General features: G+C 37.5%; 17 protein-coding genes. 3 read left to right on the top strand and 14 right to left on the bottom strand.

The window, feature by feature from the left end; genetic code table 11:
- Positions 1-210: 210 nt before the first annotated feature.
- Positions 211-1713, top strand: coding sequence for a glucose-6-phosphate dehydrogenase (gene zwf / locus BK579_RS12335; RefSeq protein ID WP_078545891.1), 1503 nt, complete (start codon positions 211-213; stop codon positions 1711-1713).
- 18 nt (positions 1714-1731) lie between these two features.
- Positions 1732-2355, top strand: coding sequence for a cyclase family protein (locus BK579_RS12330; RefSeq protein WP_078545890.1), 624 nt, complete (start codon positions 1732-1734; stop codon positions 2353-2355).
- A 457-nt stretch (positions 2356-2812) separates the two neighbouring features.
- Here BK579_RS12330 and ltrA read toward each other — a convergent pair whose 3' ends face one another.
- The 6 genes from ltrA to mce form a co-directional block, all read right to left on the bottom strand.
- A complete protein-coding gene (gene ltrA, locus BK579_RS12325) occupies positions 2813-4087 on the bottom strand; it encodes a group II intron reverse transcriptase/maturase (RefSeq protein ID WP_078545889.1) in 1275 nt (424 codons plus the stop codon).
- Positions 4088-4626: 539 nt separating this feature from the next.
- On the bottom strand, positions 4627-6039 hold the full coding sequence (gndA, locus tag BK579_RS12320) for an NADP-dependent phosphogluconate dehydrogenase (protein ID WP_078545888.1): 1413 nt from the start codon (positions 6037-6039) through the stop codon (positions 4627-4629).
- 220 nt (positions 6040-6259) lie between these two features.
- Positions 6260-7540: a DNA polymerase IV gene (locus tag BK579_RS12315; protein WP_078545887.1), complete on the bottom strand. Its 1281-nt coding sequence runs from the start codon at positions 7538-7540 to the stop codon at positions 6260-6262.
- Positions 7541-7766: 226 nt separating this feature from the next.
- Positions 7767-8885, bottom strand: a complete 1119-nt coding sequence (locus tag BK579_RS12310) for a tripeptidase T (RefSeq protein WP_078545885.1) — start codon at positions 8883-8885, stop codon at positions 7767-7769.
- Positions 8886-9030: 145 nt separating this feature from the next.
- On the bottom strand, positions 9031-10581 hold the full coding sequence (locus BK579_RS12305) for an acyl-CoA carboxylase subunit beta (protein WP_078545883.1): 1551 nt from the start codon (positions 10579-10581) through the stop codon (positions 9031-9033).
- The gene (gene mce, locus BK579_RS12300; protein ID WP_078545882.1) at positions 10581-11000 is read right to left on the bottom strand and encodes a methylmalonyl-CoA epimerase; all 420 of its coding nucleotides are present in this window, start codon (positions 10998-11000) and stop codon (positions 10581-10583) included. Before mce ends, BK579_RS12305 begins: the two co-directional genes overlap by 1 nt.
- A gap of 227 nt (positions 11001-11227) precedes the next feature.
- Between mce and prli42 the strand changes: the two genes are divergently transcribed.
- Positions 11228-11320: a stressosome-associated protein Prli42 gene (prli42, locus tag BK579_RS25600; protein WP_169891131.1), complete on the top strand. Its 93-nt coding sequence runs from the start codon at positions 11228-11230 to the stop codon at positions 11318-11320.
- A 61-nt stretch (positions 11321-11381) separates the two neighbouring features.
- On the opposite strand, the gene BK579_RS12295 is transcribed toward prli42, so the two are convergent.
- The 8 genes from BK579_RS12295 to BK579_RS12260 all read right to left on the bottom strand — a co-directional run bounded on the left by BK579_RS12295 (position 11382) and on the right by BK579_RS12260 (position 22226).
- Positions 11382-11891 carry a L,D-transpeptidase gene (locus BK579_RS12295; protein WP_078545880.1) on the bottom strand — a complete coding sequence of 170 codons (510 nt, stop codon included), beginning with the start codon at positions 11889-11891 and terminating at the stop codon, positions 11382-11384.
- Positions 11892-11948: 57 nt separating this feature from the next.
- Positions 11949-12944: an aromatic acid exporter family protein gene (locus tag BK579_RS12290; RefSeq protein ID WP_078545878.1), complete on the bottom strand. Its 996-nt coding sequence runs from the start codon at positions 12942-12944 to the stop codon at positions 11949-11951.
- 315 nt (positions 12945-13259) lie between these two features.
- A complete protein-coding gene (locus tag BK579_RS12285; protein ID WP_078545876.1) occupies positions 13260-13697 on the bottom strand; it encodes a BrxA/BrxB family bacilliredoxin in 438 nt (145 codons plus the stop codon).
- A 391-nt stretch (positions 13698-14088) separates the two neighbouring features.
- Positions 14089-15114, bottom strand: a complete 1026-nt coding sequence (gene meaB / locus BK579_RS12280; RefSeq protein ID WP_078545874.1) for a methylmalonyl Co-A mutase-associated GTPase MeaB — start codon at positions 15112-15114, stop codon at positions 14089-14091.
- A 3-nt stretch (positions 15115-15117) separates the two neighbouring features.
- Positions 15118-17274: a methylmalonyl-CoA mutase gene (scpA, locus tag BK579_RS12275; protein WP_078545872.1), complete on the bottom strand. Its 2157-nt coding sequence runs from the start codon at positions 17272-17274 to the stop codon at positions 15118-15120.
- Positions 17274-19253, bottom strand: coding sequence for an acyl-CoA mutase large subunit family protein (locus tag BK579_RS12270; protein WP_078545870.1), 1980 nt, complete (start codon positions 19251-19253; stop codon positions 17274-17276). Before BK579_RS12270 ends, scpA begins: the two co-directional genes overlap by 1 nt.
- 665 nt (positions 19254-19918) lie before the next feature.
- On the bottom strand, positions 19919-21196 hold the full coding sequence (locus tag BK579_RS12265; protein WP_078545868.1) for a dihydrolipoamide acetyltransferase family protein: 1278 nt from the start codon (positions 21194-21196) through the stop codon (positions 19919-19921).
- A gap of 46 nt (positions 21197-21242) precedes the next feature.
- The gene (locus BK579_RS12260) at positions 21243-22226 is read right to left on the bottom strand and encodes an alpha-ketoacid dehydrogenase subunit beta (RefSeq protein WP_078545866.1); all 984 of its coding nucleotides are present in this window, start codon (positions 22224-22226) and stop codon (positions 21243-21245) included.
- Between the last annotated feature and the right edge of the window lie 8 nt (positions 22227-22234).

Here is a 22234-nt window from a genome sequence, read left to right as displayed (position 1 = left end):
AAAACAATGAAAACATAGTAATAATGCAGGAAAACGGTAACAATACAGAATAGATTAAGATTAATGATAAATTCAAAATTATAAATGAAAAATTTTCTGAAAAAAGAGAAGAAATGTTTGATTTAACGTAAATAAAAGTCTAAAATTAATTATTCGTATAGATAAAATTTTTTCGACAATCAAGCATGAATAAAAGTGAGGTTACTATTCGTGAATACATATACAAAACCTAAAACAATCATCGTTATTTTTGGAGCTACGGGAGACTTAGCAAAGCGTAAACTGTTTCCTTCGATTTACCAACTATTTAAAAAAGAACAAATCTCGGAAGACTTCGCTGTTGTTGGAGTTGCTAGAAGACCATTAACCAATGAAGATTTCCGTCAAAATGTGGTTAGTTCTGTTTCAGAAGTTGCTAAAGAGACTGAAGGACTTGAGAATTTTTCAAATCACTTCTATTACCATCCTTTTGATGTAACAAATACAGCATCATATCAGGAACTAAATCATTTACTTAGTACACTTGATGAGACATATAACACAGAAGGTAACCGCATTTTCTATCTCGCAATGGCTCCGGAATTTTTCGGAACAATTGCAGAGCATTTGAAAAAAGAAGGGCTAACCAAAACAAAAGGATATACTCGTCTTGTTATTGAAAAGCCATTTGGGCATAACCACCCTTCTGCTCAACAATTAAATAAACAAATTCGTCAAGCATTTAAAGAAGATCAAATTTATCGTATTGACCATTACCTTGGAAAAGAAATGGTTCAAAACATTGAAGTCATTCGTTTTGCAAATGCGATTTTTGAGCCATTATGGAATAATCGCTTCATTTCCAACATCCAAATTACGTCAAGCGAAACACTAGGTGTTGAAGATCGTGGTGGATATTATGAGAAATCAGGAGCAATTCGTGATATGGTTCAAAATCATATGCTACAAATGGTTTCTTTACTTGCAATGGAACCGCCAATTAAACTAACAACAGAAGAAATCAGAAGTGAAAAAATTAAGGTTCTTCGCGCTCTTCGTCCTGTAGATGAAACGAACTTGGACGAATATTTTGTAAGAGGACAATATGGACCCGGAACAATGAATGGCGAAAATGTAAAAGGTTATCGCGAAGAAAATAACGTAAACCCAGAATCAATAACTGAAACATATGTTGCTGGAAAACTAATGATTGATAACTTTAGATGGGCTGGAGTTCCGTTCTATATTCGTACTGGTAAGAGAATGACAACGAAATCCACAAAAATTGTCGTTCAATTTAAAGACATTCCAATGAATTTATATTATAAAAAGGGTGTTAATGAACCAATTCAAAACCCTAACCTTCTTGTGATACATATACAACCAGATGAAGGAATCACGTTACATTTAAATGTGAGAAAATCAGGACAAGAAACACAAACGACTCCTGTTAAATTAGATTTTAGCAATAACTCAATTGACGGTATCAATACACCTGAAGCTTACGAAAGACTTATTTATGATTGTATCCGTGGAGATGCAACTAATTTTACTCATTGGGATGAAGTGTCACTTTCATGGAATTTTGTGGATCCCATTTCAGCTGTATGGGAAAGCCAAATCACTACTGATTTCCCTAACTACCCTGCAGGATCTATGGGACCAAAGGCAGCAGATGACTTACTAGCTACAAATGGTGACCACTGGTGGGCCGTATCCGAGCTTGAAAAATAGAAAGGGGAAATAAGTATTATGAAAATTTATGATGTTTCAACAACGATCCAAAAAGGAATGGCTGTATATAAAAACAAGCCAGAAAAACAACCAAATATTACAACGGCAACAAATGGTTACGTAACTGAAACAAGACTTGATATGGATGTTCACGGAGGAACACATGTTGATGCACCCTTACATATGGTAATTGACGGTGAAACAATTGAAACCTTAGCACTTGAGGATCTAGTTGGATCGAGTAAAGTATTTGACTTAACAAATGTTGAAGACCGAATTACAAAAGAAGATCTTGAATCCTTAAATATCGAAAAAAATGATTTCATTATATTCAAGACGAAGAATTCATTCGAAGAAGAATTTAACTTTGATTTTGTCTTTTTAGCTGAAGACGGTGCAAGATATTTAGTTGAAAAAGGAATTAGAGGTGTTGCAACAGATGCACTTGGCATTGAACGTAGCCAAGAAGGCCATCCTACGCACAAAACACTTTTCGGGGCAAATATCATTATCATTGAGGGGTTACGCCTTAAAGACGTTCCAGCAGGCGAATTCTTTATGGTCGCTGCACCTTTAAAACTAACTGGCACAGATGCTTCCCCTGCACGTATTTTATTACTTGAAGGTGTACAAGCTTCATAATTAGTACTTTGAACCTCACTCTACCTTGTGGAGTGGGGGTTTTTCTTTTATGTGGTTACTCTCTTCTGTAACTGTTGGTAAATGTAGCGATTTAGGTTAATGCTTGAATACACTTACTCCCTAACTTGAACCAGTAAAAGCTTCACAGAATCGCTCTGATTCACTTACTTCTTCCTTTTCAGTCACTAACTGCAGCATAGAGTTCCTATGATTCACTTCCTCCTTACTTTTCCGCCACTAACTGAATCATAGAGTGCCTATGATTCACTTCCTCTCTACTTTTCCACCACTAACTGCAGCATAGTACTCAATATGACTCCTGTAACAAAATCTAATCATACAACAAGGTCCTTGTCACTTCTTCCCCTTCCAAACAATCGAGTAGAGGGAAAATAAGTTAATTATTTTCGCCCCTCTCACACCACCGTACGTACGGTTCCGTATACGGCGGTTCAATTTATATTACAGTGTGTACTTTTAGATAATGTTCTAAAGCAGAGGGAAGTCCCCTCTGCTTTAGTCTTTTGTTTGAAATTGCTCTTTGAACAACTTTCGATAATCCGATAAACCGGTAACCTTTTCGACAGAACGTTAGTCCTTTCGCTTCTTCTTCGGGTATCCCTAGTTGAATTAGCGATTTGATTTGTTTTCTTGTAATTTTCCATTGCTTCCAGATGATGACTCTAATTCTGGAGCGAAGCTTCTTATCAATTTGCTTTGTAGCTTCTTTCATGTTTGAGATTCTGAAGTAGTTTACCCATCCGAATATGACTTGTCTAAGTTTCAATATTCTAAAGTCTAGCGAAATACTCCAGTTGCGCTTTGTTAATTGTCGAAGCTTCCTTTGGAATTTCTGTATTGAGGTTGAATGAGGCTTCACTCGATATTTCTCGTTTTTAGATTCGTAATAATACCCAAATCCTAAGAATTTTAGTTCTTTTGGACGTGAGATTCTACTCTTCTCTACGTTGACTATTAGACCTAATTCCTCTTCTATAAATCTCACGATTGAGTTCATTATTCGATTCGCTGCTTTTTCACTTTTCACAAAGATGAGGGCATCATCAGCGTACCTCACGAACCTTAGTCCTCTTTTCTCTAATTCCTTATCGAGTTCGTTTAACATAATATTACTCAATAATGGGCTGAGGTTTCCTCCTTGCGGAGTACCGACAGGTGTGTCTTCATATTTTCCATTTATCATGACTCCACTGACTAAGTATTTCCTGATTAACGAGATGACATCTCCGTCTTTTATTGTGTTGGATATAATTCGCATCAGTTTATCGTGATGAACAGTATCGAAGAATCTTTCCAGGTCAATGTCCACTACCCAATCGTGTCCATCATTCAGATATTCCAAGCTTTTAATAGTAGCCATCTCACAACTTCTTTTCGGTCTAAAGCCGTAACTGTATTCACTAAATTGCTTTTCAAATATCGGACTGAGAACTTGATGAATGGCTTGTTGAACAACTCTATCCACTACTGTTGGTATTCCCAACTTGCGCATCTTGCCATTTTCTTTTGGGATTTCCACTCTTAAGGCAGCTTGTGGTTGGTATTTTCTTGTTCTGATGCGCTGACGTAGCTCATCTTTGTTCTCTTTCAGATATTGCTTTAGTTCGTCGACCGTTATTCCATCGACTCCACTAGCACCTTTATTTTTATAGACACGCAGGTAGGCTTCATTCATATTTTGATTACTTAGAATCTGTTCTAAAAGTTCCACACTCGTTTCTCCTTTCCCCTCACGTAATAAGTGATAGCTCCATTTTGGTTATCCTTTGAGATACGCTCATACTTTCCCCATTAACACATTCGGAGTAGGTCACTTATGCATTCGTGGCGTTGAAACACTATAAATTGTTCAGCCCTTCATGAATTACTTCATTACTATGGCTTCTGCTGACTTCTTGCGGCAAACCTTTTTCGACTGTACCCATGTACATCCGCAAGACCTCCCAGGGTAAGACAACTATCTTTCCTCTTTTACTCGCCTGATTTACCCTACAGAGTTACGCACATCTTTTGGACTTTGGCTTGTTTGGGAGCCTTATCCCTTTGTAGAGCCTTAGTATCAGATTCCTGTTCGTCGAGCCAAGATTTTATTACCACGCTTCCTCCAGCCCTTACCTCACGGTAAGTACCTTGCGCTTCCTTAGTGGTTGGTCGATGTGTATCCCCACAGTGGACTTTCACCACCTAGATAGTTGCCATGCCTGGCACACCAAAAAAACAGCCGATCCGAAAATCGACTGTCTAAAAAACTTATTTCTCCATCCACTCAGTATGGAATACGCCTTCTTTGTCAATACGTTGGTACGTATGTGCACCGAAGTAATCTCTTTGTGCTTGCAATAGGTTTGCAGGCAATGTTTCAGTACGGTAGCTATCGTAGTATGCTAATGCACTTGAGAATGATGGTACAGGAATACCATTAGTGATCGCTACGCCTAAGATTTCACGTAATGCGCCTTGGTAGCTCTCAACGATTTCTTTGAAGTATGGATCAAGCAATAAGTTAGGAAGATCTGCTTCACGGTCATACGCATCTTTGATCTTTTGTAGGAATGCTGCACGAATGATACATCCGCCTCTGAAGATCATTGCAATTTCTCCATAACTTAAATTCCAATCATACTCATCAGAAGCTGCTCTCATTTGAGCGAATCCTTGTGCATATGAACAAATCTTGCTCATATAAAGAGCTTTTCGAACAGACTCAATTAATGCTGCTTTATCACCCGTAAATGGCGTTGCAGCTGGTCCACTTAAGATCTTACTAGCTTTAACACGCTCATCCTTCATTGCAGAAATAAAACGAGCAAATACAGATTCAGTGATGATTGGAAGTGGTACACCAAGATCTAATGCACTTTGGCTCGTCCATTTACCAGTTCCTTTTTGTCCTGCAGTATCTAAAATCACATCTACAAGAGGTTTACCAGTTTCTTCATCCATTTTTGTGAAGATATCTGCTGTAATTTCGATAAGGTAGCTATCTAACTCACCCTTATTCCATTCTGCAAAGATTTCATGTAACTCAGCAGCAGACGTACCCAGAACTTGTTTTAATAAGAAATATGCTTCAGAAATAAGCTGCATGTCGCCATACTCAATTCCATTATGGACCATTTTCACATAATGTCCCGCTCCATCTGGACCAATATATGTACAACATGGGTCTCCATCTACTTTTGCAGAGATGTCTTTCAGGATTGGTTCAACAAGATCATAAGCCTCTTTTTGCCCGCCAGGCATGATAGAAGGACCCTTTAATGCGCCTTCTTCCCCACCAGATACACCAGTACCTATGAAATGGATTCCAGCTTCTTCTAACTCTTTATTTCTGCGTTGTGTATCCACGAAAAATGTATTTCCACCATCAATAAGGATATCACCTTTATCTAAATGAGGCTTTAAAGCTTCGATTGTCGCATCTGTAGCTGCTCCCGCTTTTACCATCAATAAGATTTTTCTTGGAGTTTCAAGGGATTGAACAAATTCTTCTACACTATATGTACCAACTAGATTTTTACCTTCTGCTTCTTTAAGAGCTTCTTCAGTTTTCTCTGAAGAACGATTATAAACAGCTACTGAATAACCTCTACTTTCAATATTAAAAGCTAGGTTTTTACCCATAACCGCTAAACCAACGACACCAATTTGTTGTTTTGCCATTTTTCTTCTTCCTTTCTTGCGCTCTTTTTACAAAGTCTTTTTTTCTAATGAATGTGCTAAAAAAGCAACCGTATCACCTGAGATATCTTTTTCCATTCAAAAAGTACTCAAAATCGATACTTGCTCATTCATTTATAGCTAAAAAGTAGCTAAAAAAAATCCTTTAGATATTTAGCATAATAACCTTTACTTTAGCAAATTTCTTTAAAACTGTCACCTATTAGGTCTGTGAATCTTTTTTGTTATTAATATCGCTTAAAAAATCCTTCTCAAAGCTTGTTCCGTGATTATTATCCCCAAGACTTCCTTGTTCACTGCGTGGAATTCCTTTTTTTACAATGTTTTCTCCATACTTTTGCATCAAGGAATCAATCACTCTTAATAACGGTTCCTTTTTAGCGTCTTTTTCGTATGAGAATAAGTCTAATTGTTTATATGCTTCCCCTTTTTCAACTAAATCTTGTGCTGTTACACCAATTAATCGAACGGGTTCTTCATTCCAATGCTGCTTCCACAGATACAGAGCTTTTCTATAAATATCCTCTTCACTCTCAATCGGATTATTTAATTTTCTACTTCTGGTGACCGTTTGACGATCAGAATAGCGAATGGTTAGCTGTACATTAGATGTTAGCATATTTTTTCGTTTGATCCGTGAGGCAACCGAGTCGGCTAGGCGCTTAATTACTTCATATATTTCATTTAAATCCGTCGAATCCCTAGGTAATGTTGTTGAATTACCAATACTTTTAAAATCGGAAATGCTATCAGGATCAACTGGTCTTGGATCAATTCCGTTCGCACGCTGCTTAAGTCTCTCGCCATTTATCCCTAGCAGTGTCTTTAACTGAACTTCATTTCCGTTGGCAAGGTCACCAATTGAATGAATCGCAATACCATTCAATTTTTCAGCAGTTTTGCTCCCAACCCCATGCATTTGCCCAACCGAAAGTGGCCAGAGAATATGCTCTACATCTCGTTTCCTTAAAATTGTAATACCCATGGGTTTTTTCATATCAGAGGCCATCTTTGCCAAGAACTTATTTGGCGCGATGCCGATACTACATGGTAATTTTAATTGCTCATACAACCGACTTTGTATTTCTTTTGCAATTTCAATCGGTGCTCCTTGCTCAAAACAATCGGTGATATCCATATAGCCTTCATCGACAGAGACAGGTTCAACAACTGAAGTGTACGTTTTCAGAAACTCAAACATCGCTAAAGATGCCTTACGATATCTCTCAAAATTAGGTTTCTTTATGATTAAATCTGGACAAAGACGCTTTGCTTCCCATAAAGGCATCGTCGTTTTTACGCCCTTACTCCTAGCCTCATAGCTACAAGTTATAATAATTCCCCGTCGTTCCTCCACATTACCAGCTATCGCAAGAGGTTTTCCCTTTAATAAAGGATCGTACGCCATTTCAACGGAGGCATAAAAGCTATTCATATCAACGTGGAGAATCACTCTACCATTTTTAGGATACATCTGTTTCATGGTTGACACTTCCTGTTATTGTCCTTCTTTTACCATGGTCATTCTTAAACTTTTGATTATAAAATTTGCCCTCTCAATAGGCTACTCCAACCTTCACTTACCCAGGTCACATATAGATAGTGCAGTTATCAAAAAGATAACTGCACTTCCAGGCCATTCCTAGATGCTTTAGCCTTTGCTTTCTAATGCTATTTTCTGATCGGTTCAAAGGATAACTATATCACTTTTAAGATGCCACATCTTCGATAATTGCGACAACCAATTCAGTAAGCTTAACTAGCTCTTCGATTGGCATTTTTTCATTAGTCGTGTGAATTTCCTCATATCCTACCGCTAAATTTACAGTTGGAATTCCATGACCGGCAATGACGTTTGCGTCACTTCCACCGCCACTTTGCAATAATTCACTAGTACGTCCAATTTTTGTAGCAGCACGTTTTGCGACTTCTACTACATGATCTCCATCGGCAAATTTAAATCCTGGATAAACAACAGTTACCTCTACCTCTGCTCTGCCACCCATTTCCTTTGCTGTTTCTTCAAAAGCAGTTTTCATTTTCTCCACTTGTGCTTCCATCTTCTCAGGAACTAAAGAACGGGCCTCTGCTAAAATTTCTACATGATCACAGACGATATTCGTTTGTGTTCCACCTTCAAATCGCCCGATATTCGCTGTTGTTTCCTCATCGATTCTGCCAAGCGGCATTTTTGAGATGGACTTAGCTGCAATCGTAATCGCCGATACTCCCTTTTCAGGTGCCACTCCAGCATGTGCAGTTTTTCCAAGAACAGTCGCTTTCACTTTAGCTTGAGTCGGAGCAGCAACAATGATATTTCCTACTTTTCCATCACTATCTAATGCAAAACCAAATTTAGCGGTCAACAGGTTCGGATCAAGTGCTTTTGCTCCCACAAGACCAGATTCTTCACCCACAGTAATGATAAACTCAATCGTCCCATGCTGTACATTATTTTCCTTTAGCAATCGGATCGCTTCAAGCATTGCTGCTAGTCCTGCTTTATCATCAGCACCTAAAATGGTTGTACCATCAGTGACAATGTATCCATTCTCAATCGACGGCTTTATTCCTTTACCAGGTACAACAGTGTCCATATGTGAGGTGAAATAAATTGTATCAACACCTTCTTTTGTCCCAGGAAGTGTGCATATTAAATTTCCCGCTCCGTGTCCTGTTTGTGCAGTTGTATCATCCTCAACCACATTAACACCAAGTGATGAAAACTTCTCTTTTAAAACCTTGGCAATTTCTGTTTCGTATTTTGTTTCAGAGTCTACTTGAACAAGCTCTAAAAACTCTTCAACCAATCGGTTCTGATTGACCATATGTATGTACCTCCACTAATCATCAATTATAAGTAACTATTACATAGCCTACCATAATAACATCTCTCAATCCATCAAAGAGTATTAGTTAACAAACGAAAAGGCGTAATCCTAAATTACGCCATAAACAATTCAATATTGATCCCTAAAGAGGAATGTTCCCATGCTTTCTCTTTGGTCGTGTTTCTTGTTTATTTCTCATCATCTCGAGCGCTTGAATTAACTTAATCCTCGTATCCCTCGGATCGATCACATCATCAACCATACCTTGTTTGGCCGCAATATAAGGATTCGCAAATTTGACACGGTATTCTTCAATCTTTTGCTGTCTTACACGTTCCGGGTCAGAGCTTTCATTGATATCTTTTGTAAAAATAATGTTTGCAGCACCCTGTGGCCCCATTACAGCTATTTCCGCATTTGGCCATGCAAAAACAAGATCTGCTCCGATTGATTTACTATTTAAAGCCACATAAGCTCCACCATATGCTTTTCTCAAAATCACAGTAATTTTAGGCACAGTTGCTTCGGAATAGGAGTAAAGAATCTTTGCTCCATGACGGATAATACCACCATGTTCTTGCTTAATGCCTGGGTAAAAGCCTGTAACATCTTCAAAGGTAATAATTGCGATATTAAACGAATCACAAAATCTAATAAACCTTGCTGCTTTATCTGATGAGTCGATATCTAGTCCACCAGCCATTGACTTTGGTTGATTACATACAAGGCCAATGACTTCTCCCTTGATTCTAGCAAAGCCAACAACAATATTTTTCGCAAAACCTTTTTGAACTTCTAGAAAAGAGTCTTGATCCACGACCTCACTTATGACCTTTCGAATGTCATATGGTCTTGTTGAGTCAAATGGGACAACATCCGTTAAGTTCGGGCGATAGTCACTTTCTTCTAGTCTATTAGAAAAGGGAGGCTTCTCTTTATGATTTTGCGGAAAATAGGTTAATAGATTCCGTACCTGATTTAACACCTCTTCCTCTGTTTTACCTGAGAAGTGTGCATTCCCACTAATTGTATTATGTACTTTTGCACCACCAAGATCTTCAGAACTAATTTTCTCCCCAGTAACCGTTTCAATTACTTTTGGACCAGTAATGAACATTTGACTCGTTTTTTCCACCATAAATACAAAATCAGTAATCGCTGGTGAATAGACGGCACCTCCTGCACAAGGTCCCATAATGACAGAAATCTGTGGGACAACTCCTGAATAAATAGCATTGCGATAGAAAATATGTCCATAACCGTCTAACGATACAACACCCTCTTGAATCCTAGCTCCACCTGAATCATTTAAACCAATGATAGGTGCACCATTTGTAGCAGCTAAGTCCATGATATTGACTATTTTTTTGGCATGCATTTCACCGAGAGCACCGCCAAAAACGGTAAAATCCTGTGAAAAAACATACACTGGCCTGCCATTTACTTTCCCATATCCCGTGACAACTCCATCACCTGGACCCTTTTTACCATCTAAACCAAAATCCACACATCGATGCTCAATAAATGGATTTAATTCTACAAAAGAATCCTTATCCAAAAGAAGGTCAATCCGTTCTCTTGCTGTGAGTTTTCCTTTTTCGTGCTGTTTGTCAATTTTATCATCTCCACCACCAAGTTCAATTTCACGGCGTCGATCGTAGAGTTCATTGATCTTACTATAAATATCAGCCACTAGGATTGTGCCTCCTTTTTATGTCGTTCACACAACTCAAACAAAACATTACCTGTAGATTTAGGATGTAAAAAAGCAATGTTGGCACCGCCAGCACCTACTTTTGGTGATTCATTAATCATTTTAATACCTTCGGACTTAATCTCTCTTATTCTTTCCTCAATGGACTCAACTCCAAGAGCAATATGATGGACGCCTTCACCACGTTTTTCAATAAATCTTGCGATTGGACTGGTTTCATCTAATGGCTCTAATAGCTCAATCTTCACTGTTCCTACTCTTAAAAAAGCAATTCTTACTCTCTCTGACGCTACTTCTTCCACATGTTCTAAGGAAATCTTTAGAATATCTGTATAAAATGGAAGAGAATCCTCTAATGAATGTACAGCAATTCCAATATGATCAATCTTTTCTATCATTAATAATTGCCTCCATTTAAACGAGCGCTCGTTCAAACCAACCCCGAATAGTAAGCGCTATCATTTATGTGTTTTTAGATAATTCGCTCATTTAATTTTAACATGAAAACCAATACAAATGTGTACTTTTTGTGAATATAGGTAGGGAAAAATAATAAAAACAGCTTGTTCAATTTCTACTTTCAAGTTAAAATAGAACTAATGAAATGAAAAGGGAGGAATTAAATATGTCCCGAAAAACACAAAAATTTGTTGTGTATCTAATGATTGCAACAATGCTTCTAACATCCCTATTAGCTGGAGCAAGTATGATGTTCTAATTCCTTAAAAACGTAATTGTAAAATATAATGAGTCAGGTCTTTATGACCTGACTCATTTTTTTATTTTATCGCTCCGGACTTCTTGCCTAACTCTTCAAAGCTGTGATCAGATTTTAAAATTAACACCTTTGTTCCCACAGGTATTTTAGTAAATAAAAACTCAACATCTTTATTATACATTCTTACACATCCACCGGTAATATAATTTGAGATGGAGGTTTCATTATTAGTGCCATGAATTCCATATATTCGTCCATCTGTATTCTTTGCATTAAATCCCATCCACCGTGTACCGAGTGGATTATCCGGTGAACCACCAACTATATTCTTTTTCCGATAATAAGGTTCAACTGCCTTCACAGTAATTGAGTATTCCCCTTCAGGTGTTAAATCACTGCTTACTCCTGTAGCAACTGGATAGACTTCCTGCAAATCACCATAATTAAAATAAGCAAGCTCATTTGTTTGTTTATTAATAATGAGATACGGATCCCCAACTAATGGATTTTCTCCTAAAGGCCAAATCGGTGAGAGAGTTACTGCTAATACAAGTGAAATAATTATTTTCACACATATCACCCTTTAAAAAGCTTTTCTATGTAGTTTGGGTCAAACAAGAAATTTCATTCATCTCATTCGTTTTTGCACAGTAAGTTTTTTCTGTTTGGTTTCTTTTTTAAGACCCATAAAAGATTGTTTGATCATTAAATAATGCTCCATTTCCTTTAAAAATTGTAACAGTGCAGCCCGTGCCTCGAACTCTTCCCTTGTTAAAGGTAATTCCATGGCTTGAAACATAGTTCTCATCTTATTTAATTTATCTAAAAATTCTATCGCAGTATTCCCCGGGTGTACGGAATTTGAAATTTCTTCTATGAAATCCGCAATAATTCCTCCTTGCTCTACAGAATGTGTAATAGATGTTAAAATAGGTAGCATTCTTTCAAGAATTTCAAATTGCTTTTCTCGCATTTTAAAATAATGATAATAATTATTCTCTAACCTCGTAAAGTGATTTTCAACATCTCTAAAAGCCAGCGTCTTCGCCTTCTGTATAAGCTCTTCGGTATAAGTAATTTCCTTTCCATCCCAAGTACTTTCATTATTTCGAAGATAATTTACCATTTCTTTTAGTATTCTCGCAAAGTTATCCTCAAGCTCTACCTGATATTGATGTAAATATTTATCCACACTAGGCATATATAGGTTAACAAGGAGAGCCACACCGATTCCAATAATGATAATTTGTAGTTCATTCCAAAATAATTGCATCGTGAAATGACCAGTAGCAAAAATATGTAAAATAATGACCGTACTCGATGCTATTCCTTCAGTAGCTTTTAATTTTACGATGGTAGGGATAAAGAAGAGTAGTAATAAACAAACAGATAAGGCATGATAACCTATTAATTCAAAAATCAGTAATGAAAAAAACATTCCGACTAAACAAGCAACAAAACGATCAATGGAACTACGAAGTGATTTCTTCTTTGTCACTTGAACACATAAAATCGTTAAGATACCTGCAGATGTATAAAAATCTAAATCTAACAACTGTGCAAGAGCAATCGAAATCGCTGCCCCACTAGCTGTTTTAATTGTTCGATACCCAATTTTGAACATACTCCAACTCCTGAAAAACATTAATATTCTTCTCATTATACGTTTGGATGCATAGATCAACAATGTTAAACATGGAAATGATATAAAAAAATCACAATTATAAAATGGCTCTTTACTGAAAGATTATTGCAAATTGACCTACTTTAAGTAAAACACACTATTTGTGCAGGATTTCAGGTTTAGTTTACCAAGAAATGATCCCACTACTTTGTCATAGTGATTTAAATGTCCTTTCAAAAGCAACAAAGTTTACAAAGAAAGCCTAAAAAAAGAAGCCTTAGTTGAATTCAACTATAGACTCCCTTTTTCGTTATATTATACCTCTTTACAGTGCTCATCAAACGCCTGTTGAAGCTTATTTACAACCGACATTGGCTCATGGCCCTCAATTTCATGACGTTCTACCATTGTAATGATTTTACCGTCTTTGAGTAACGCGAAAGATGGAGATGATGGTGGATAACCTTCAAAGAATTCTCTCGCTCTTGCAGTCGCTTCCTTATCTTGACCAGCAAACACTGTTACTAATTGGTCAGGACGCTTATCGAAATGGATCGCATGTGCAGCTGCAGGTCTTGCAATTCCACCTGCACAGCCACATACAGAGTTCACCATTACTAGTGTAGTACCTTCTTTTTTAAGGACATCGTCTACTTCCTCAGAAGTTTTTAATTCAGTATAACCAGCTGCTACAATTTCTTGTCGAGCCTGCTTGACAACATCATTCATGAACATATTAAAATCAATACTCATTTCAATCTCTCCTTATATAAAAAACAAAGTATAACGCGACTTAATAAATGATCTAGTTAGCATTATCTACTCTCTTATCATATCAATAGAATATGTTAAATTTCAAATATGAAGGCTCTTTTCTAAAAAGATTGTTGCTAATAAACATAGTTTAAATTAAGTAACATAATGTTATTCACGATCCTAAGTTTTAATTTAGGAAGAAAAGATGTCACTTTAGTCGTGCATAGTGAATGTATCGACCCTTTCAAAACAACAAATTTTACGAAACAGCCTATATGAAACATGTTTATTTTTTGTGAATCTGGGAAAGATATTAATACATCTAGATTCATACCCCTAAACTCCCTAGATGGAAGGAAAGTTTTCTTTCCTTCATTTTTTTATTTATTTATTTATCTTCTCCTTCAAAAATAGTAAATAAATCCCTTACAGCACATGTTGCTAATTTCTTTCCATCAAATATCTCTTCTTCTATTAGTGGTAGCTCTTTTTTTACGCCTGTATGTGAAAAGAACATAACTTGTAATTGATCTTTTATCATTGAGTACATCCACTCTTTTAACTGAAGCTGTCTTCTTTGTTCAAAGAATCCTGTTGTCTTGGTATGAGTTACAAAAGAATTCACCACTTGATAAATGTGTTCAATTCCTTCTCCATAAAGACTAGATGCTGTAAAAGCTTGAACTCTCCATCCTGGAGTATTGGAATTGATATAATGTAACATTTGATTATACTCTTCTTGGGCAATCCTTGCTTTCGTTTTATTATCACCATCTGCCTTATGAACAACAATGGTGTCAACTAGCTCCATAACTCCTTTTTTCATTCCTTGTAATTCATCCCCAGCCCCTGTAAGTACAAGTAATAAAAAGAAGTCTACCATGCTTCTTACAACAACCTCACTTTGCCCAACACCGATTGTTTCAATTAATATCACATCATAACCAGCGGCTTCACAAAGAAGGATGGTTTCACGCGTTTTTCTATTCACCCCACCCAAAGTACCACCTGAAGGTGAAGGCCTGACATACGCTCGCTCATTTCTTGACAAAGTGTCCATTCTTGTTTTGTCACCCAAAATACTTCCACGTGATACGGTACTAGAAGGATCAACTGCAATAACCGCCACTTTATGCCCTTTATTACATAAGTGAGTTCCAAACGCTTCAATAAATGTACTTTTGCCAGCACCAGGCACACCAGTAATTCCTATTCGCACAGAATTTCCTGTGAATGGCAAAAGTTGATTAATCACTTCTTGTGCTTTTTCAACATGTGAATTGGCATTAGATTCTACAAGTGTTATTGCTCTTGCTAAAATCGAGCGATCACCCTTTTTCACACCTTCCACCATATCCGCTATGGAGATCTCTCTTCTCTTTTTTTTGCGTAATTTCTCTTGATTATTGTCCATGAATTATTCCACATCCTCAGGATCAAGACGACGGATAATCTCCTCCATTACTTTTCGTGCAGCAATTGGAATGACCGTTCCTGGTCCAAATATGGCAGCTGCACCTTCTTGCTTAAGAAAATCATAATCCTGTGGTGGAATAACTCCTCCGATGACAACCACCATATCGTCACGCCCTAATCGTTTTAACTCTTGAACCAACTGTGGTAACAACGTTTTATGTCCTGCTGCTAATGAACTCATTCCAACTACGTGAACATCATTCTCGACAGCTTGTTTGGCTGTTTCTTCAGCCGTTTGAAACAATGGGCCAATATCAACATCAAACCCTAAATCAGCAAATGCCGTAGCAATAATTTTGGCTCCTCGGTCATGTCCATCCTGACCCATTTTAGCAACAAGAATTCTTGGTCTACGTCCCTCAGTTTCATAAAACTCATCCGTAATCGCTCTAACTTCTGCAATTTCCTTTTCATCTTGATATTCCGAACTGTACACCCCACTTATCGATCGAATCACAGCCTTATGTCTTTTCGCCACTTTTTCAATGGCGTCAGAAATTTCTCCTAGGCTTGCTCGAGCACGTGCTGCATCAACAGCTAACTCTAGTAAATTACCTGTACCCGATTCTGTTGCAGCTGTCAGCTTTGACAATGTTTCGTTTACTTTTTCCTCATCTCTAGTTGCTCTCAATTTTTCAAGTCTCTCAATTTGCTTTAACCTAACCGCAGTATTATCAATACTTAAAATATCAATTGGGTCTTCCTTTTCTAGCTTATACTTGTTAACTCCGATAATCGTTTCATTCCCACTATCAATTTTAGCCTGCCTTCTGGCTGCCGCTTCTTCAATTCTCATCTTTGGTAGTCCTGTTTCAATCGCTTTAGCCATTCCGCCTAACTCTTCAATTTCATCGATATGCTTCCAAGCTCTCTCAGTTAACTGACGTGTTAAGGTTTCTACATAATAAGAACCTGCCCAAGGATCTATCGTCCGGCAAATTCCAGTTTCGTCTTGTAAATACAATTGTGTATTTCGTGCAATTCTAGCTGAAAAATCGGTCGGCAAAGCAATCGCTTCATCAAGAGCATTTGTATGTAATGACTGTGTATGTCCTAGTGCAGCAGCCATTGCTTCGACACAAGTTCTTACAACATTATTAAACGGATCTTGTTCAGTTAAGCTCCAGCCAGATGTTTGAGAATGTGCTCTTAATGCCAATGACTTTGGATTTTCAGGTTCAAACTGCTTCATTAATTGAGACCAGATTAATCTTCCAGCTCTCATTTTTGCAATCTCCATAAAATAATTCATGCTGATTCCCCAAAAAAATGATAACCTTGGAGCAAATGCATCAATTTCGATACCTGAAGATATCCCTGTCCGAACATACTCCAAACCATCCGCCAATGTGTAGGCTAACTCAATATCAGCAGGAGCCCCCGCTTCCTGCATATGATAACCTGATATACTTATACTATTAAACTTCGGCATATAATCTGCAGTATATTTAAAAATATCTGCAATAATTCTCATTGATGTTTCTGGTGGATAAATATACGTATTACGGACCATATATTCTTTTAAAATATCATTTTGAATCGTACCAGTTAACTTTTCCTTAGGTACACCTTGTTCTTCAGCTGTAACAATATAAAACGCTAAAATAGGTAAAACCGCTCCATTCATCGTCATTGATACCGACATTTGATCTAGTGGGATGGAATCAAACAAGATCTTCATATCCAATATAGAATCAATGGCCACTCCAGCTTTCCCAACATCACTCACGACTCTCGGATGATCAGAATCATAGCCTCGATGTGTCGCCAAATCAAATGCAACCGATAAGCCCTTTTGTCCCATTGCTAAATTGCGTTTATAAAAAGCATTACTTTCTTCGGCTGTTGAAAATCCAGCATATTGTCTAATCGTCCATGGACGATTTACATACATGGTGGGATATGGACCGCGTACATATGGAGCAAAGCCAGGCTTGGTATCTAGGAAATCGTTATTCTTAACATCTTCCTCTGTATAAACGGGTTGTATCGGTATCCCTTCATTTGTTAGAAATTCCGTGGCCTTACTACCGTTAAAATATGGAGTATTTTCGGATGTTTTTTTCAGATTGATTCTTGAAAAGTCAATTCGTTCCATTAGTTGATAACCCCCATTTTCTGTTGGAGTGACCGTAATGTTTCATAACAATTTGTTCCTTGATGAATAAACTGGTATTTGGAATACAAATCTGACGGCTTACTCACTAAATAGAAAACTCCAGTAGGACATATTTTTTCGATATGGGAAGTTACCACATTCAATCTATCTTGGTAAGATTGATCGTTCCCACATACAACACATGCAGAAGTTTCTAATTCTTTACCCTCTATAAACTCATCTTCGGTGAGGGTAACCAACCCAAACCCACCCGCTTCAAAAAAACCTTTCGCAAAATCCGCTCTTGCTTTATATGAAGGTAGCTCACCAAGTAAGATTAGGTTTACTTTTGGTTGTGTTCCCATTTTCCTACTATAGTGCTCTGCATTCTTTCTCAATTCCTCAAACTGTTCTGTTAAGCGATGCTGTTCAATGGGTTCTATTGATAAAGGGTCTTTTACTAGTTTGATAGACTTCATTAATTGTTCAATTGAAATATCTGAAACAGGAACCTGTGTGTAGATTGATTTAAAGAGGTCCTCCAGTAACTCGGTGTCACGAGTTACTTCATTATCATCGTTTGTGTCTCCATGTTGTTTAAACTCTTCATCGAGATTCACATACATATTTGTACCCACGATTTTGTCTTTTCTAAGATTAAGGGATCGTTTACGTTTCTCGGCCGTTTCTTTTATATTCTTTTGTATCTTTCCTTGTTTTAAGGAGGCGAGCAAGCCACCATGTAGCTCCACAGCCTGAAATAAACTGTAAGCCTCGTCAGCTAATTCACTTGTAAGAGATTCTACATACCACGAACCACCAGCTGGATCTGCTATTTGCGTTAAAAACGCCTCTTCCTTTAAAATTAACTGTGTATTTCTGGCAATCCTTCTAGAAAGTGAAGACACTTCACCATGTGGTTCATTAAATGGGGTTACGTGTAGACTATTAATTCCACTAATCACTCCAGCTAATGCCTCCACCGTTGACCTTAGCATGTTTGAATAAGGATCATAATAGGTTTTCGTATATGTGGAGGTTTGGGCGTGTATCCAAATTTTTTGATCTTCTTCATTTCCACCAAATGCTTCAATAATCGTTGCCCAAATCACTCTAGCTGCCCTTAGTTTAGCGATTTCCATGAAAAAATCAGAGCCAACCGAAAAGGAGAATGCCATTTTGCGAGCAATTTCATGGATCGTAAGACCACGCTCTAAGCACTGATTTACATACTCTGTTCCTGCAGCTAATGTATATGCGAGTTCACTTACTGCGTTCGCTCCACCATTATGATAGGCTTCACTACTAACAATGATCGTCCTAAGAGCTGGCGTATGTTCCTTTGACCAGTGAGTTACAAAGGCTATTACATCTAATAGGGATGAAAGGTCATAGGGGAGATAACCTTCTTTCACAAGTGAATTTAAAGGATCCATTCCAATTGTTCCAGTTAATTGAGAAAGGTCATTCTTCTCTTCCTTAAAATATTGAGAAAACAAAGCTAAGAACGGTAGAGATGAAATCCCTGCATTTATTAATAAAGGAACTTCTGTAAGAGGAATTTGAGAAAAAGCAGCCCTCAAATCATCCATTGTGGTTAGAGACATTCCTTTTTGGGAATCGCTATTTGAGAGATCGAGATGTAACACGGTTTGACCATTTTCCAACTCTCTTCTTGCATCTAAATTAAATGACTTGAGGTCATCTTGGTTTAATTTTTGGCTAATAAACCATGGTGTACTTATGTAGCCAAGCGGGTCAGTACCTCTCATAAAGGGTGATGTCCCTGGCACTGAATTTTTTATACCGGTGTGTTCAAGATCGTCTTTTGTATATAGTGGCTTCACAATGATATTTTCATATGTTTTTGTTAATAATTTTTCAAATGGTCTCCCCTTTAGGACCTTTTCTGCTTCTTGCTTCCATGTATCAAAATCAATTGCCTCAAACTGTTGAAATTTTGTATGAGTATTTCCCATTACTCTCACCCCTAAATTTTAGCAATCGCTTACATTTTTAAAATTTTAAATAGTTCATCTGTTTTTATTGTAGTATATCTATGGTTGGTTTACAATTCAAAAATGAACAGTCGTTCATATTAATCATAGACTTGAGTTGAATTATTGAAAAGAACTTCGCAAGTGAGTATCAGATATAGGTATTCTTATGCCCATTCGTCGATGCTGTGGGGCGGTCCGGATCGTTCTATCAGTGACATTCGAATCGTTTTTTCCTTAAGAACCTTGCGATAAAAAAATAAGTGGAAATTTTTCCGTTAATTGCAGGTTATAGCTGGTTTTGGGGTAAATAGGGGGAGTTTTTCCACTAATATAAAGCAAAATTACCTAATTTTAAGAATAAGAGTTAAATAAGAGAAATTTCTCCCTCTATTTAGGCTATTTTCAATACTATTTATTAATTAAGAGAAATTTTTCCCTCTATTTTTATTTACTGCGTAGTAAAGGTCTACTACGCATCTCCATCTACGAATTTACGGATATTCTTATAAATGATTTAAGAGATCTAGGATTATTCTAACAAACCAATTAGCACCCTTCTAACAGATGTACACAAAAATCTTTGTGCAGCTGCTAAAAGGGTGCTAATTAAGGTGCTGATTCCTCTGTTAAAATCTTTTTCACTTCTAGTATATTGAAGTATTTTCTTTAGTTGTGGCCTCTAGTATTTCTTTCACTCTTGCAAGGAAGCGACCACATACAAGGCCATCGAGAACACGGTGGTCTAATGATAAACATAAATTAACCATATCTCTTACAGCGATCATATTATCGATAATAACAGGACGTTTTACGATTGATTCGACTTGTAAAATGGCTGCTTGAGGGTAATTGATGATACCCATTGATTGGATTGAACCAAAAGATCCTGTGTTATTGACAGTAAATGTTCCGCCTTGCATCTCTTCTGCGGACAGCTTTCCAGCACGTACCTTGTTTGCTAGCTCAGTGATCTCTCTAGCAATTCCTTTAATGGTTTTCTCATCAGCATGCTTTATTACTGGAACAAATAAAGCATCATCAGTAGCTACCGCAATGGAAATGTTGATATCTTTTTTCTGAATAATCTTTTCGCCGGCCCACATTGAATTCATTTGCGGAAATTCCTTTAAAGCCTGAGCTATAGCTTTTACAAAGAACGCAAAGAATGTTAAGTTAAAGCCTTCTTTTTGTTTAAATTCATTTTTGACCGAATTTCGGTAATTCACTAGATTTGTTACATCTACTTCAACCATTGTCCACGCGTGTGGTGCTTCATGCTTACTTCGTAACATATTGGCTGCAATAGCCTTTCGAATACCTGTAACCGGAATTTCGATATCACCTGTTTGTGTTTGTATCGCCGGTTGAGGAGAAGCTTGTGGTTTAACTGGCCTTTCAGTAGGAGCAGCAGCTGTTTCCACGTTTCTCTGTGGTGTTACTTCAGGTGCCTGTGGAATAGTTCCAGATTCAACCAAATTCATAATATCTTTACGAGTAATTCGGCCTCCCGCACCTGTTCCGTTAACATGTTCTAAGTCAATTCCGTGTTCCTGTGATAATCGTAACACCGCAGGAGAGTATCTTCTTTTATTCGAATCGTCAGCTTTTGCTTCAACCGAATGGTTACTCACCGGTTCATCTTTAGCTGCACTACTAGATTTTTGTTTTATTACTTCTGTACCTTCAATCTCAATAGTACAAATAGCCTCACCTACAGCTAATGTATCTCCCTCTTCTGCTAGTAGTTCCTTAATTACTCCTGCGAAAGAAGATGGTACCTCTGCATTTACCTTATCTGTCATTACTTCAAGAAGCGGGTCATATTTATTTACATGATCTCCAACTGATACTAACCACTTACTTACCGTTCCTTCTGTTACACTTTCCCCAAGCTGTGGCATGGTGATTTTTTCAACTGTCAATGGTCAAACCTCCTTTTTCAAATCAGAAACTTTTCCTACTTACCTTCTAAAAGGCTGCAAGTTCTCTCATTGCTTTCTCAACCTTATCAGGGTTCACCATAAAGTATTTCTCCATTGTTGGTGCATATGGCATTGCAGGTACATCAGGACCCGCTAAACGTTTGATCGGCGCATCTAATTCGAACAAGCAGTTTTCAGCAATAATTGCTGAAACCTCACTTATGATACTTCCCTCTTTATTATCCTCTGTAATTAACAGTACCTTACCGGTCTTAGAAGCCGCCTCGATAATCGCCTCTTTATCAAGTGGATACACTGTGCGTAAATCAAGAATATGAACTGAGATCCCATCCTTCGCAAGACGTTCAGCCGCCTGCAAAGCAAAGTGAACACATAGTCCGTAAGTAATAACGGTTAAGTCGTCACCTTCACGTTTGACATCAGCTTTCCCAATTGGAAGCACGTAATCATCATCAGGAACCTCACCCTTAATAAGTCGATAAGCGCGCTTATGTTCAAAGAAAAGAACCGGATCATCGTCACGTATAGCAGCCTTTAGTAATCCTTTTACATCATAAGGAGTTGAAGGCATAACAATCTTTAAACCAGGTTGATTTGCAAAAACAGCCTCAACTGATTGCGAATGATATAAAGCACCATGTACACCACCACCGTAAGGGGCACGAATTGTAATTGGACAATGAAAATCATTATTAGAACGATAACGAATTTTCGCTGCTTCCGAAATAATCTGATTAACTGCAGGCATGATAAAGTCAGCAAATTGCATTTCAGCAATCGGTCGCATACCATACATTGCAGCACCAATTCCCACACCAGCAATGGCAGATTCAGCTAGCGGAGTATCAATAACACGATCTTCACCAAATTGGCTGTACAAACCATTTGTTGCTTTAAATACTCCACCTTTTCTCCCCACATCTTCTCCTAAAACAAAAACTTTCGAGTCTCTTTCCATCTCTTCTCTTATCGCCATTGTGACAGCATCAATATAAGATATTACAGGCATCGTTTTTC

The sequence above is a fragment of the Litchfieldia alkalitelluris genome (genome assembly GCF_002019645.1).
In the GTDB taxonomy this organism is placed as follows: domain Bacteria; phylum Bacillota; class Bacilli; order Bacillales; family Bacillaceae_L; genus Litchfieldia; species Litchfieldia alkalitelluris.
This window is presented reverse-complemented; position numbering and strand designations above follow the sequence as displayed.